Origin of the sequence: Rhizobium leucaenae USDA 9039 (assembly GCF_000426285.1) — a bacterium.
Lineage (GTDB): Bacteria > Pseudomonadota > Alphaproteobacteria > Rhizobiales > Rhizobiaceae > Rhizobium > Rhizobium leucaenae.
This window is the reverse complement of sequence record NZ_AUFB01000005.1, coordinates 250,967-265,305: the sequence shown is the minus strand read 5'-3', so window position 1 is coordinate 265,305 and position 14,339 is coordinate 250,967. Positions and strand designations below refer to the sequence as shown.

Sequence of the window (14,339 nt, the reverse complement as noted above, 5' to 3'; positions counted from 1 at the left end):
CGACATGCGTCTCATAGTTGTTGGCACGGGCGGCATGGCGAAAAGCCATGTAGAGCATTTCGGCCGTATTCCAGGTGTCGAGATCGTGGGTGCCGTGGATACGGATGCAACGAGGCTCACGGCCTTCACCGATATGTTCAATATCAAGAAGCGCTTTTCGTCGCTGGATGAAGCGCTTGCGTGGGGTGAGTTCGACGCGGCGACCAACGTCACGCCGGACCGCGCCCATCATCCGACCACCTTGCCGCTGCTTGCCGCCGGCAAGCATGTTCTCTGCGAGAAACCGCTTGCAGAGAATTACGACAAGGCGCTGGAAATGACGGAGGCGGCGGAACGCGCCGGCGTCGTCAACATGGTCAACCTGACCTATCGCAACGTCGCGCCGCTGCAGAGGGCGCGCGAGATGGTGATATCGGGTGAGATCGGCACGGTGAAGCATGTGGAGGCGTCCTACCTTCAGAGCTGGCTCGTCTCCAGGGCCTGGGGCGATTGGCGCAGCGAATCCAAGTGGCTGTGGCGGCTATCGACCGGACACGGTTCGAACGGCGTGCTCGGCGACATCGGCATCCATATCCTCGATTTCGCCGCCTATGGCGCGGCGACGGATATTGACCATGTCTTTGCCCGGCTGAAGACCTTCAACAAGGCGCCGGACGAGCGCATCGGCGAATATACGCTCGACGCGAACGACAGCTTCTCGATGACGGTCGATTTCGCCAACGGCGCGCTCGGCGTCGTGCATGCAAGCCGCTGGGCAACGGGGCATCTCAACGAGCTGAAACTGCGCATCTATGGCGAGCGTGGCGGGCTGGAAATCTCTCACAGTCCGGCTGGCTCCGAATTGCGCGCCTGCCTTGGCGACGATACTGAAACGGCGACATGGAGAGTCATCGAGGTTCCGCCGGTGCCGACCAACTATCAGCGTTTTGCCGAAGCCGTCATGGCCGGCAGCCATCAGGATCCGACCTTCCGCCACGCCGCCAACCTGCAGCGCGTGCTCGATCTTGCGATGGTGACGGAAGTGGAGAGGCGCGAACTGAAGGTCTAACGAACCCTCTGCTTTGTCTCTGACGTTCATGCGGCCGCCTGCGGGCGGCCGTTTCTTTTGGAGACAGTAGAATTTCACTGCGTATTTTTGTCGATCTTCGTAAAACAATGATATTGTTGATAATTTCATGTATATTAGATAGAGTGTATATTTAACATATTCTATAAAATTTCGATAATACCAAAAATGTTGCTTGTATTATTTAGAATTCATATGGATAAACTGATTCGCATATAATACCCATGGGTTATTGTGGGTGAGGTGCTTAGATCGGCCGGGTGAGGCCGGGGTGAGGGTCCTATGCGGTTCGATCTCCACGCGCTCGACAGGGCAACGGACGGATTTTTCGGCGCCGCGCTGGATCCGGGGCTATGGCCGGTCGTGCTCGAGAAAGTCTCGGAAGCGACAGGATCCTTTGGCGTCAACATCGCGCCGATTGAAGGCCGGTTGCTGAACACCTTCATTGTTACGGAAAGTCTTATTCCCGCGATGGAGAATTATTTCGCGGAAGGGTGGTACAGGCAGGACTTTCGCCGACGGCACGTTCCGATCATGCGACGTGCGGGCGTGATGGTCGAGCAGGATTTTGCGGGTGAAGACGAGTTCAAGACGCTCGACTTCTACCATTCCCAAGAACGTTTCGGACTGCGCTGGTCGGCAATAATAGGTTTTTCTTCCGGCGATGATCTCCTGGCTTTTGCTTTGCAGCGGCGGATCAAGGACGGTCCCTACAGCCGAGAAGAAGCAAGAAATTTGTATCGCATACGTCAGAAACTTATGATCACGGCGAGAATTATGCGCGACATATCCGCAAGTGAAGTGAAGGGCATGGCGGCCGCCTTCGAGATGGCCAACGTTGCCTGCGTCTTTTTCGATCGAATGGGTCTTGTGACCACGGTCAACGAGAAGATGCGACGATTGCTCGGCCCTGATTTGCAAATCAGCCAGGGGCAAATGCGGCCAACCCGCAAGGAAGACGCAAACGCGTTCGACCGGCAGCTCAAGGCGGTATTGGGCGAAGACAACCTGTTGACAACCGGGGAGCCCGATATCCTGCTGCTCAGTCGCAAAGGAAGGCGGCCACTGATCGTACGCATGCAGCGTCTCGACGGCGATATGCAGGATATCTTCTGTCATTCCTGCGCTTTTGCGACCATCGAGGATCCCGAGGAGAAAGTCCACCAGCGCCCGGCAACGCTGACCAAGCTTTTCGGACTGACCCGCGCCGAGGCCGAAATCGCCCTGATGCTTGCGCAAGGCATGACGCTGCACGATATTGCCGCCCAGCGCACCGTCAGCTATCAGACCGCTCGCGCCCATCTGAAATCAATCTATCGCAAGACCGATACGAACCGGCAACCGGAACTCTCCCTGCTGCTGGCAGGGATCAGGATGGGGTGAGAGGCGGTCGGCGCGGCGCAGCGAAAGGGCCGACCCGGCATGCCTTACGATTTTCATCGATCCGCCTCTTACAGTGAGGTTGCAACCGCTTGACGGAGCGGGGGCAGGGGCGCAGCATTCTTCCATGATCGTGTGAATGCGAGGTCATGGAGAGGGTCATGTCCACCGAAGAAAAGGTTGCAAGCCACTATACGCATGGATCATTGGGGTCGACGATCCTTGGCGGTCTCACAGCCGGGGGCAAGGATATCGATCATCTCAGCATTGACGACCTTGCCGGTATCGATGAATTCCATCTCGGACGGCGCGAGGCAACGGTGGAATTCGCAAAAGATCTCGATCTGCTCGACGGCATGCGGCTCATCGACGTCGGATCGGGGCTTGGCGGGCCGGCGCGCTATATCGCCAGTACCTATGGCTGTATCGTCACCGGTGTCGATCTGACGGATGAATTCGTCAATGTGGCCAATGACCTAACGGCGCGCTGCGGGATGGCCATGCAAGTATCCTTCCATCAGGGAAGTGCGCTAGCGCTGCCCCTGCCAGATGAAAGCTTCGACCGTGCCACGCTGATCCATGTCGGTATGAACATCGAGGACAAGGCGGCATTGTTTGCCGAGGTACGGCGGGTGCTGAAGCGTGGTGGTCGGTTCGGTCTCTACGAGATCATGCAGGTGCGTGATGGTGCGCTGCCCTATCCGCTGCCATGGGCGATGACGGCGGAGACGAGTTTCGTGTGTAGCCCCATGACCTATCGCCAGTTGCTCAAAGAGGCCGGCTTTACGGTGGAGTTCGAACAGGACCACAGTGCTCTGGCGATCCGGATGGCGCAGGAGATGCGCGCCAGCGCCGCAAATAGCGGTCAGGCGTTGGGCCTCGGCGCACTGATGGGACCGAGGGCGGCGGAGCGGATGGGCAATGTCAGCACATCGGTCGGAGGCGGGCTGGTTGCACCGATCGAAATGATCGCCAAAGCAGATTGATGAAAGCCGAGCTATGCCCGGATTGACAGGGACGTTCGTCCATCTGTATGGAAAATCTAACGGTAATGGATTCTGCCGGGCCATGGTGGCCGAACCGCTGCTCTGAATTTCAGGGACGCTAATGACTCCTACTCAACACGCCCGACGGGCGACGGAGTAGAGTCATGTCCGCAAATCTGTTCTTACCTCCATCTCGCTCAAATGATCATTATTCCAAAAGTTTCGCCGCTGGTGTGCCGCCGGTCACATACCCCGTGACAGAATAGGCTGTGGGGCAGAGCAGTGTAATGCGGTCGGCCGCGAGAGTGCTGCAGATGTTCTAAAGCTCGTCGCGATCTTTCAGGTTCGCTTCCACGCTTTAGTTCCTTCTTTGTGCATGTCGTTTTCGCAAAACCGCCGTACACTTTTGCGCGACATGCATTAAACGCAGATATCGGTGTTTAATTTCTACTCGAGGAGTTCCATGAATTATCTGATCGTCTTCCTTGGCGCTGGATTGGGCGGCGCCTTTCGTCTCGGCGTCAATCAGGTGACCATGCGTTTGTTCGGCCTCGGATTTCCCTACGGAACTCTTACGGTCAATATCGTCGGCTCATTGATCATGGGCCTGTTGACTGAATATTTCGTTCTCCGCAGCGGTCTATCGCAGGAATTGCGGCTCTTTCTGACCACGGGCGTCCTCGGCGGCTTCACGACATTCTCGACCTTTTCATTGGATACCGTCGCTCTTTGGGAGCGCGGTCAATGGGCGACTTCGGTGATCTATGTCGTGCTTTCCGTGGTCTTGTCATTGGCCGCATTGATTGCCGGGCTCATGATTATTCGGCTGGTCGGGCAAGGTCAGACGGCTTGAACTATTCGTCTAGAGCGGTTCAGCGCTTCACGGAATCGCTTTCCCGCTCTATCCCTTCGTTTTTACGCATTCCGGACGGAAACCGCTTCGCACTTTTCCTGGAAGTGTTCTAGAGACGCTCGATAGCGGGCGGCTATCGACAAATTGAAGCTACCTGCGGCAAAAAGCATCGCTACCGGCCGTATTTTTGCCGATTCGGTGACGGAGCATTTTCGGGAAATTCGTTGGGATTTCATCGCACAACAAGGCACCGCTCTCGCGAACGGTTTCCCTTGCGAAAATCGACTAACGAACTCATATAATCGCCTATTATGATCATTGCATAACAGAGGAGTCGCGTGCGATCAGGAATGGGCCAAGCAAGCGCTGAAAATCGCCAGATCTATCGCCTCTCCAAGATTCCCCGCAATTTCTCCCACGACAAGATTTCCTCCCCAATATAGCCCCTATTAGACAGACATGACGGAGAGCACTTTGAGCGCACCAGCTCCCACAACCACCGAGCCGCGTGCTCCGGAACAAACCTTCGGTACAGCCGGCATCGCGCCGATGGATCGCCCCAGCGCAATGACGCGCTTTTTCATGGGCATCGTCGCTTGGGCCGAAAGCCTCAACCTGAAATACGCCAAGCTCGGCAATCCACCGGTCTATGACAATGCGACCTTTCCCTGGGCGGCCGAGATCGAGAAGGACTATCCTGCGATCCGCGCCGAGCTGGAAAAGGTGCTGCTGCGCCAGAGCGAGCTGCCGACTTTCCAGGACATCTCCACCGATGTGAAGACCATTTCGACGGATAGCCGCTGGAAAACCTTCTTCCTTCTCGGCTTCGGCGTGAAGTCCGAACAGAATATCAAAGCCTGCCCGAATACTTGGGCTGCCGTGCAGAAAATTCCGGGCCTGAAAACGGCGATGTTTTCGATCTTCGAGCCGGGCAAGCACCTTCCTGCTCATCGCGGCCCCTATAACGGCGTATTGCGCCTGCATGTCGGCCTCATTGTGCCGGAGCCAAATGACAAGCTCGCCATCCGCGTTGACCAACAGATATGTCACTGGCAGGAAGGCAAGGCACTGATCTTCGACGATGCCTATGATCATGAGGCTTGGAACTATACCGACAAGACCCGCGTCGTGCTCTTCGTTGATTTCGTCAAGCCGCTGAAATTCCCGGCCCGCTTCGTGAACTGGGCGCTGATGAACCTGGCGATCTTCACGCCCTTCATCCGCGAAGGCCTCGACAATCATAAGGAGTGGGAAAAGAAGTTTTATGCCGAAGCCGAAGCGCTGAGAAATCGCCCCAAGCCGTGATGCGTATCGGCGTGTAGATCCTATGAAAAACCCCGGAATCCTTTGCGGATTCCGGGGTTTCGTTTTGGCCGGTTTGAGGCCCGATACACTATTTGATCGTGCGCACGATGGCCGCGCCCGACGTCATGCCGCCGCCGAAGGCGACGAGGCCGAGGTTGAGAGGTTCGGAATGTTCGTTGGCGACGTGCATCATGGCAAGCGGGATGCTCGACGAGCTGGTGTTGCCATAGGTTTCAATGACGCTGAGCGCCGGCCGGCCGCTGCGCTTGGCAATGGTGTCGATGATGCGTTGGTTGGCCTGATGCGGCACCAGAAGATCGAGATTGGCAAGCTCCAGTCCGGCATCGACGCAAGCGTCCTCAATCGAGCGCGACATGGAATGCACGGCTTCGGTGAAGACCGAGCGGCCGTTCATCGAAATGACGCCTTCGTCCGGCAGCGGCACGTAGAGGAGGTCGCCCGGTTCCGGGCGTCCGCTGATGACCGGACGGCTCGCGGCAAACAGCGGATTGCGCGCCATGTCACGGCTGGTCACCAGACAGGCCGTGGCGGCATCGCCGAACAGGATCGCCGTCGAGAAATCGTTCATGTCGAGCAGCGGCGACAGCACTTCCGAGGTGACGATCAGCACCTTGGCGTCGTTCTGCTGGGCGATGAAATCATAGGCCTGCTGCAGGGCATAGAGATAGCCGGAGCAGGCGGCCCCCATATCATAGGCGGCAAGCGATGGCCGCACGCCGTCTTCGGCGACGGCAACCGCAACGCGGCTTGCGAGCGATGGCGTGGCGATATCGGGCGTGCCGGTGGCGGCGATGACGAGGTCCATGTCGTGGATCGTCATATTGGTCTGGCGCAGGAGATCGCGGACAGCCTTGGTTGCGAGGCTCAACGTGCCTTCGTCGGGACCGATCCAGAAGCGGCTCTTGATGCCCGTCAGGGCAAAGATTTCCTCGGCGCGCCGGTTCGGCCAATTGTGGATGATGTCTTCATTGCTGACGCGGCGGGCGCCGGTTGCAAAACCCATGCCGCTGACGGCGATTTCAGTGAAGTTGCCGGAATGGCGGCGCAGCGCCGGGATCGAATGTGACTTCAGCCGGCGCAGCACGAATTTATTATGGGTCTCCGAAGCCAGCGCAAAGTTGCGTTCGCTCAGGTCGCGGTCGGCGTCGACAGTCAGAAGTGCGCTGTCGGTGGCGATCTGATCGCCGATCTTGGCGAAAACCTCTTGAACAACGCCGCCGATATTGGCGCAGATTTCGACCGAGGCCTTGGTCGCCTCGACGACGGCGACGAGTTGGCCGACTTCGATCGTGTCGCCGGGCTTGACCAGAAGATCGGTCACCAGCACGCTTTCATCGGCGGGGCCGGAGCCGATTGCCTTTATAGCCGCGGTCGGGCCGGTCTTGTCCTCTTCATGCCAGGTGACCTCGCATTCGAGAACCTCGGCCATCAGATCGACCAGCTTGCTGTAGGAGGGTAGCGTTTCCAACTGATTGCGGAAATTGAAGGGCACATGCGCATCCGAGCGGGCGAGCCGGCGGACGATGACGGGTACGTCGGTCTTCTCAGTGACGGTCGCAACGATTTCGGCGCCCATGCCGACCGTGCGATTGTCTTCGTGCACGACGATCAGGCGACGGGTGCGCTTGGCACTTGCGAGCACTTCCTTTTCGTCCCAGGGCGAGATCGATCGGAGGTCGATGACCTCGACCGAAAATCCCTGGGCTTCGAAGGCACTCGCTGCCTTGGCACAGAGCGAAACGGTGTTGCCGTAGGTGACCAGCGTCAGATCGCGGCCGCGGGCGACATAGCGCGACAGGCCTGGACGGACGAAATGCCTGTCGAGATCGGTGGATGTGCGGCCGTCGGAATTGTTGAGCACGGCCTTCGGGTAGAGGAATACGGTCGGGCGGCGGGATTCGAAAGCCGCATTGAGCAGGCCGGCGGCATCGCCCGCGCTGGAGGGCATGACGACGTCGATACCGGGCGTATGCGCCAGCATGCTCTCGAAGCTCTGCGCGTGGAACGGTCCGAGGCCCGGCTTATAGCCGCCGCAGCTTACCATGAGAATGACAGGTGATTCCCAGGCGCCTTGGGTGCGCCAGAACATGCTGCCCATTTCCGAGACGATCTGGTTATAGGCAAGCGGCAGGAAATCGGCGAATTGGAGGAAGGCGACCGGGCGCTGGCCGGCAAGCGCGCGGCCGACCGCAGTGCCGACGATGGTGGATTCGCTGAGCGCCGCATTGCGCACCCGCTCGGGATATTTCGTGCTGAGGCCGCGGGTGACGCCGAAGACGTCGCCCTTCGGATCTTCGATGTCCTGGCCGAAAAGGACGACGTCGGGATTGTCGGCAAGCTGCGTGTCCAGCACGCCGTTCAGGGCCTCGCGCATGGTCAGCGTCGCGGCGCTCTTGCCGCCGCGATATTCGGCGGTCTTGTCGAACGAAGCCGGGTAGGGCGCCTTCGCTTCCGGCTCGACATGCGGCGCATCTTCCTTGCGGGCAAGAGCCGCTTCCGCCTGCACCTCGGCGGTCAGATCGCTCTCGATCTTTTCCAAAGCAGCGGCATCGACACCGGCCTCCTGCAGCGCAGCTCGCAGATCGACGAGCGGATCGCGGACCGAGCCGGTCTCGATCTCTTCCTGGCTGCGATAGGTTTTCTGGTCGTCGGCATTGGTATGGTCGGACAAGCGCTCGACGTTGAGAACCACAAGGCTCGGCGTGCGGTTGTTGCGGCTGTGGCGGACAGCTTTGCGAAAAGCTTCGCGCGATGCCTGCAGATCGGCGCCGTCGGCACGGATGATATCGAGGCCGTAGAAGGAAGAGGCGGGTCCGGTCGGCAGATCGAAGAAGGTCTGCTTGGTGGTGCGCGTCGAGATAGAGAAACTATTGTCTTCGACGATGAAGACGACGGGATATTGACTGCGTACGGCCTCGGCCACGGCTTCGACGAATTCGCCCTGCTGCGTGGTGCCATCGCCGATGCAACAAATGGCGATCGGCATGCCGGACTTGTGTTTCAGCGCTGCGCCGACGCCGACGGCATGCAGCGCGTTGTTGCCGACGGGACCGACGATGGAGGTGATGTTGAGAGCGCGGGAGGAAAGATGCGCGCTCATCTGCCGGCCGGCGGAATGGGAATTGGCGGTCGCGAGAAGGCTGGAGAAAAACTCACGAATGGGCATGCCGCGCGCCAGCATCAAGGCCTTGTCGCGATAATGCAGATGCAACCAATCGTCTTCATGGAGGAATTCGTTGAGCAGCGCCGTCGACTCATGCCCGGCACCGGAAACGTGAAAATGTGCTATGCCTTGCTTGATGAATTCTCGTTCAAGCCGGTCTATTTCACGAGATGTGAAAAATATTCTATGAAGTTGCTTGAGATGATCTGGGGTAAATCTCCCTTCCATTTCAATGATTTTCCTAATCTGTCATGACCATCAATTTGCGTCGGATAGGTAACCCCGTGGGGTATCTTTTTCAATACACGTTAAATGACAATATCTTCTCGGTTTGAAATAGGTTTCCGAGCACTGGTTGCATCCTGGAATTTTGCGGCGCCGGTTTCGGCGAAAAAAGTCTATGCCTTCCGGCCGTCGCTGGCCCGGTGAACATCGCGGCACTATTCGCCGTGGCTAACGCTTCGATGCCAACCAGCGGATGCTGGTCGTCATCCCTCAGCTCGTTTGCGGATCGGCTCGTCGGCTTGCTTGCGAAGAGCGGCCTTCCTTGCCGCCAGCTCTTCCTTGGCCACCAGTTCCTTCGGCTTTTTCCCAATGATCTGCCTGCGTCCCCTGGTAGAGAAGGGCTGCACGAGCTGGGCGAGGAAACCCTTGGCGACCTTGCCGCTGATGCCGATGTCGGTGGAAGAGGGGCGGGGCGGGTTATAGTAGGTGCCGAGGATCTGGTCCCAGATCACAAGGTTTTCGCCGTAGTTGGTATTGCCTTCGGCAAGCAGCTTCGAGTGATGCCAGCGGTGCAGGCGCGGGGTCGAGAGGATCCAGTCGAGCGGGCCGGTGCGCACGTCTATGTTGCAATGGGTCAGCAGGCCGACAAACGCCGTCACCGCGCCAACCCACAGGAAGACCGGCAGCGGCGCACCGAAGAGATAGAGCGGAATCTGGCCGAGCGCGATCTTGAACAGCGAATCGATGATGTGGAAACGCCCGGTATTGATGACCCATAGCCGCTCGACGCTGTGGTGCAGGGCATGGAAACGCCATAGCGACAGATACTCATGCGCCAGGCGATGGGCGACATACAGCCCGAATTCGGCGATGATCAACCCCAGCACGACCTGAAAAGCCAGCGGCCATTGCTCGGGCCAGACATGCGCCTGATGGCTCAGAAAAGGTTGCGCTACGGTCGCCACCGCCATCGGAAATGACGTGCCGATGACTGCCGCGATCTGCACGCTGCCTTTGCTCAAAAGCGTGTGTGCGATATTGCTGAACGTCTCGCCGTCGCGCTCCAGCCAAGTCTCCTCGTAGGGCATCAGCCGCTCGAAAAGTGCAATCGTCGCCACGATGGAGAGATAGACGACATTGAACCAAAGGAGCTGCATATGCGACTGAAACGCGAAGTAGGATCCTGTCAGTCCGGCGCAAAAGATTGCCGGCCACAACAAGGATGAAACAGCAGCGTAGAAACGCGAACTGTTTTGAAATGTCATGCCATTATCCTCGGATTCTAATCGATCGGGTGGGTTGGCGCTTAAAATATGCGCGATATGTACCGCGATGATTGTGGGCGAGAAAGCGAAATTTTCTGCTGATCGGTTCTCGTCCGACAGATTGTCTGCTCAGATTGTTGGAGATCGAACCATGCGGATAGAAGAAGCCAGTGCGGAATATCTGGACGTATGGTCGCGTCTGTGCGCCGAACTCTGGCCGGAAAACCCGATCGAATATCATCGCGCCGAGTTGATGCAGTTTCTCTCGAAGGAAGGTGCCATCGCCTACCTTGCGTGCGATCAGGCGGGCGATGTCGTGGGATTTGCGGAGGCGACGCTCCGGCATGACTATGTCAACGGTTGCGAGACCTCTCCCGTGCTTTTCCTCGAGGGGATCTATGTCTTGCCGGAGCACCGGCGGCAGGGTGTTGCTCGTTCGCTCTGCGACGCCGTTGCCGCCTGGGGGCGTGCTGCCGGGTGTCATGAATTCGGCTCGGACGCGCTGCTCGACAATGTGACGAGCCACGCGTTCCACGCCGCCTTGGGTTTCGAGGAAACCGAACGCGTGGTCTATTTTCGAAAACCGCTTTAGGATCAGCCGAAAGGCCAGGCTTATTCGAATGTCAGCTTGCTCTTCTGCTGGCCGGCCTCATCGAAATTCTCAGGGGACAACCATCTCTCGTAACCGGCCTTCAGGCGTGGCCAGTCGGCGTCGATCATGGCGAACCAGGCAGTGTCGCGATTCCTGCCTTTGGCGACCATGTGCTGGCGGAAAATGCCTTCGAAGATGAAGCCGAAACGCTGCGCAGCGCGCTTCGACGGCTCGTTGAGATTGTGGCATTTCCACTCGAAACGGCGATAGCCGAGCGTGTCGAACACATAGGAGGCGAAGAGATAGAGCGTTTCGGTGGTGACGCGGCTGCGGGCGATCGCCGGTCCCCAGAGGATGCTGCCGATCTCGATGACGCCATGCACGGGATCGATGCGCATCAGCGCCTGCCGGCCTTCGGCCTTGCCGGTCCGCTTGTCTATCGTGGCGAAGAATAGCGGATCGGTGCTGGCGGCAGCTTTTTCGAGCCAGGGCGCGAAGGCGGCGATATTGGCCGGTGTATCTTCGAAAAGGTAACGGAAGCGATCCTCGGCCCCGGGCGCTTGCGCGGAAGCAAAGAGATCGGCGCCATGGCGGGCGGCGTCGAGCGGCTCCAGCCGGACATAGCGGCCTTCCAGGGTGATTCGTTCCGGGCGTGGCACGCCGTTCCAGTTCGCGAGGTCCATGTCGAAGTCCTTTGGTATCAAATGCAAAAATAACCTATCGAATCCGGCCCGATTGTATTAGTGCCGCGAGCGGTTCGGGTAGCTCTATCCCATCAGGCAATCCGGGCGCGGCTTCTACCGGGGCCAGGTGGCTTCGCACCGGCAGGACGCCCGCCCAGACGGGGAAATCCGCTTCGTCGATATCGCCCGGCGGGCCGTTACGGATCTTGGCCGTTGCCTCGTCGATTCCCATCCTCAGGACCGCTGTTGCTTTCACCTCCTGGCTGGTCATCGGCCGCAGACTGTCCCAACGGCCGGGAAACAGATTTTCGATGAAGCGGCGGAGCGCATCGGCCTTTTCCTCGACATCCTCCACAAGCCGGGCTGTGCCGAAAACCATGGCGGAGCGGTAATTGACCGAGTGGTTGAAGGCGGAACGGGCAAGGACATAACCGTCCATGAGACTGCAGGTGAGGCAGACCGGCATGTCCTCAGCCGCGCGCAGAAAGCGGCTCGCTGCCGAACCGTGCCAATAGACGTGGTCGCCTTCGCGCCAATGCAGCGTCGGCGTCACATAGGGCGCGCCGTTGATGACATAGCCGACGTGGCAGAGAGGCGATGCGTCTAGAATGGCATGGACATCCGCGCGAGCATGACTGCCGCGGTTCGGTGAGCGCCGGACACGCGAGCGTTCGGTGGTCGGATAGTCGTTTATCTGTGGCGGGTGGAGATCAGCCATCGTTTCCTCACTGGTATCATTTTGATCTATGCCGCCAAAGAGGTAGGTTATAAACGGCCAGTTTTTCTATTTCTTGCAGACCAGTTGGAGGCATCATGGCACCCGTTGCACAATGGCCGGCTCTCGATCGAGTGGCGGGCGACTTGGAAGGCCAGGTGTATCGCGTGATGCGCGATCGCATTCTGCAGGGGCAGATGCCGCCGGGACAGCGACTGCTGTCGACACGAATGCTGGCGCTTTCGCTCGGTGTGGCGCGCTCCACCGTGGTCAAGGCCTATGAACGGCTGAAAGCGGAGGGCTATCTGCAATCGACGACGGGTTCTGCCACCCGCGTCGCCGCATTCACAACGCCGCCTCTGCAAGGGCAAGCCGCGCCGGCGACGCTGAGCCCGATGCCGGTGGTCGAGGGCGCGGGCGGTGGCCTGTTCGAGCCCGGCGTGCCGGATGTCTCAGCTTTTCCGCACGCTGCCTGGGCACGCCACCTCGGCGCTCGCGGCCGTTCGCTGCGGGTACATGATCTCGGCTATGGCGCTCACAGCGGCATTCGCGAACTGCGTGAAGCGATCCTCGATCATATCTCGGCGACGCGCGGCGTGATCGCCCGGCCCGAACAACTCCTCATTGTTCCTTCGACCGGAGCTGCCATCGATCTGCTGGCGCGCGTTTTGTTGCGGGCCGATCGCTCGGATGGGACGGTCGCGTGGATGGAGGAACCGGGATATGCGACGGCGCAGGCATTGCTGCGCATGGCGGGTGCGGACCTCGTGCCGGTGCCATGCGATCAGGCGGGCATCGACGTCGGCAGAGCTGCCGGTCCGCCGCCGCGGCTGATCTATGTCACGCCTTCGCATCAATATCCGACCGGTGTGACGATGAGCCTGCCTCGCCGTCTGGCGCTGTTGGAATTTGCCCGTGCCAATGGTTCGGTGGTATTGGAAGACGATTACGACAGCGAATTCCAGTATGCCTCGCGTCCGATTGCAGCGCTGCAGGGCATCGACCGCGGCGAAGTGGTTGCCTATCTTGGCACTTTCTCGAAGACGCTCGCTCCCGGCCTGCGCGTCGCCTACGCCGTAGTGCCGTCCTGGCTCGTGTCTGAGGCTGCGGCCGCGCAGCGGCTGAGAGGGGCTGTCGTGCCGATCCACATCCAGGCAGCACTTGCCGATTTCATCCGCGAAGGCCGTTTTCGTGCGCATCTGAGATATATGAATGCCGTCTATGCCACGCGGATGGCGGCGGCCGTCTCCGCGCTGCGCCTTCGTTGCGGAGATCGGCTCGAAATCGGCGAGGGCGCCGGCGGGCTGCAACTGGCTGGTTGGTTCCGGGACGCCGGGATCGACGACCGGGCGGTCGTGCAGAGGATCAATGCTCAGGGCTTCGCGCTCCGCGCCATGTCTGCTCTGCATCTCGGGCCGCCACGACCGGGGCTGCTGTTCGGCATAGCACGCATGGCGCCCGAGGCCGCGGACGCGGCAGCGGCAAAGATCGCGCGGCTGATCAAACCTGGTTCCAGCGGCGGATGACCGGTTCGCTCAGATCGTGTTCGTAGCCAAGAATGCTGATGCTGGTCGTGTCGAGCACGAAGTGTGCGCCGCATTGCGGCGGAAGACCGAGCCAGCGGGCGGCGAAAACCCTCAGAAAATGCGCGCTGGAGAAGATCAGGATATTGCCGTTTACCTCGCGAAGCTCGCTGATGATCCGGTCGGCTCTCGCGCCGACATCGGCTGCGGTCTCGCCATCGGGGCATCCGTCGCGAAAGAGTTGCCAGGTAGGACGCTGAGCCAGGATGTCCTTGGTGGTGACGCCTTCATAGGCGCCATAATTCCACTCCGCCAGATCGTCCTTGATGACACGCGCATCACCGAAGCCGGCCAATGCGCTGGTGCTCTTGGCACGCTCGGACGGGCTCGACCAGACGGCGGCGAAATCGATGGCGGGCAGGCGGCTCGCGACCTTGCGGGCGGCTTCTTCACCGGCGAGGGTGAGGGGGATATCGGTTCGCCCGGTATGCCGGCCAGACAGGCTCCACTCCGTCTGTCCGTGCCGAACCAGGTAGATTTCCGGATACGCGCTGCTCATCTG

General features: G+C 59.5%; 12 protein-coding genes. 7 read left to right on the top strand and 5 right to left on the bottom strand.

Going from position 1 to position 14,339, the window contains the following annotated elements:
* The first annotated feature begins 4 nt into the window (after positions 1-4).
* The 5 genes from K290_RS0110320 to olsC all read left to right on the top strand — a co-directional run bounded on the left by K290_RS0110320 (position 5) and on the right by olsC (position 5,590).
* Entirely contained in the window at positions 5-1,048 is a 1,044-nt protein-coding gene (locus tag K290_RS0110320) for a Gfo/Idh/MocA family protein (protein ID WP_028751852.1), read from the top strand.
* Positions 1,049-1,348: 300 nt separating this feature from the next.
* Entirely contained in the window at positions 1,349-2,449 is a 1,101-nt protein-coding gene (locus K290_RS0110315; protein ID WP_028751851.1) for a helix-turn-helix transcriptional regulator, read from the top strand.
* A gap of 158 nt (positions 2,450-2,607) precedes the next feature.
* A complete protein-coding gene (locus K290_RS0110310) occupies positions 2,608-3,432 on the top strand; it encodes a class I SAM-dependent methyltransferase (RefSeq protein ID WP_028751850.1) in 825 nt (274 codons plus the stop codon).
* Between the two features lie 463 nt (positions 3,433-3,895).
* On the top strand, positions 3,896-4,285 hold the full coding sequence (gene crcB / locus K290_RS0110305; protein WP_028751849.1) for a fluoride efflux transporter CrcB: 390 nt from the start codon (positions 3,896-3,898) through the stop codon (positions 4,283-4,285).
* Positions 4,286-4,744: 459 nt separating this feature from the next.
* Positions 4,745-5,590: an ornithine lipid ester-linked acyl 2-hydroxylase OlsC gene (gene olsC, locus K290_RS33980; protein ID WP_081670258.1), complete on the top strand. Its 846-nt coding sequence runs from the start codon at positions 4,745-4,747 to the stop codon at positions 5,588-5,590.
* A gap of 88 nt (positions 5,591-5,678) precedes the next feature.
* On the opposite strand, the gene K290_RS0110295 is transcribed toward olsC, so the two are convergent.
* Complete coding sequence (locus K290_RS0110295) at positions 5,679-9,002, bottom strand: thiamine pyrophosphate-dependent enzyme (protein WP_028751848.1); 3,324 nt, start codon at positions 9,000-9,002, stop codon at positions 5,679-5,681.
* 260 nt (positions 9,003-9,262) lie between these two features.
* On the bottom strand, positions 9,263-10,264 hold the full coding sequence (gene olsE, locus K290_RS0110290) for an ornithine lipid hydroxylase OlsE (protein WP_028751847.1): 1,002 nt from the start codon (positions 10,262-10,264) through the stop codon (positions 9,263-9,265).
* Positions 10,265-10,415: 151 nt separating this feature from the next.
* Between olsE and aac(6') the strand changes: the two genes are divergently transcribed.
* The gene (gene aac(6'), locus K290_RS0110285; protein WP_028751846.1) at positions 10,416-10,856 is read left to right on the top strand and encodes an aminoglycoside 6'-N-acetyltransferase; all 441 of its coding nucleotides are present in this window, start codon (positions 10,416-10,418) and stop codon (positions 10,854-10,856) included.
* A gap of 20 nt (positions 10,857-10,876) precedes the next feature.
* Here the strand turns inward: aac(6') and K290_RS0110280 are convergent, their stop codons facing one another.
* Both K290_RS0110280 and K290_RS0110275 read right to left on the bottom strand, forming a co-directional pair.
* On the bottom strand, positions 10,877-11,539 hold the full coding sequence (locus K290_RS0110280) for a GNAT family N-acetyltransferase (RefSeq protein ID WP_028751845.1): 663 nt from the start codon (positions 11,537-11,539) through the stop codon (positions 10,877-10,879).
* Between the two features lie 34 nt (positions 11,540-11,573).
* Positions 11,574-12,257 (bottom strand): pyridoxamine 5'-phosphate oxidase family protein, encoded by a 684-nt coding sequence (locus K290_RS0110275; RefSeq protein WP_028751844.1) that lies wholly within the window; start codon positions 12,255-12,257, stop codon positions 11,574-11,576.
* 95 nt (positions 12,258-12,352) lie between these two features.
* Between K290_RS0110275 and pdxR the strand changes: the two genes are divergently transcribed.
* Positions 12,353-13,780 carry a MocR-like pyridoxine biosynthesis transcription factor PdxR gene (gene pdxR / locus K290_RS0110270; RefSeq protein ID WP_028751843.1) on the top strand — a complete coding sequence of 476 codons (1,428 nt, stop codon included), beginning with the start codon at positions 12,353-12,355 and terminating at the stop codon, positions 13,778-13,780.
* Here pdxR and K290_RS0110265 read toward each other — a convergent pair.
* The gene (locus K290_RS0110265; protein WP_028751842.1) at positions 13,755-14,336 is read right to left on the bottom strand and encodes a histidine phosphatase family protein; all 582 of its coding nucleotides are present in this window, start codon (positions 14,334-14,336) and stop codon (positions 13,755-13,757) included. The genes pdxR and K290_RS0110265 overlap by 26 nt on opposite strands.
* Positions 14,337-14,339: the final 3 nt, after the last annotated feature.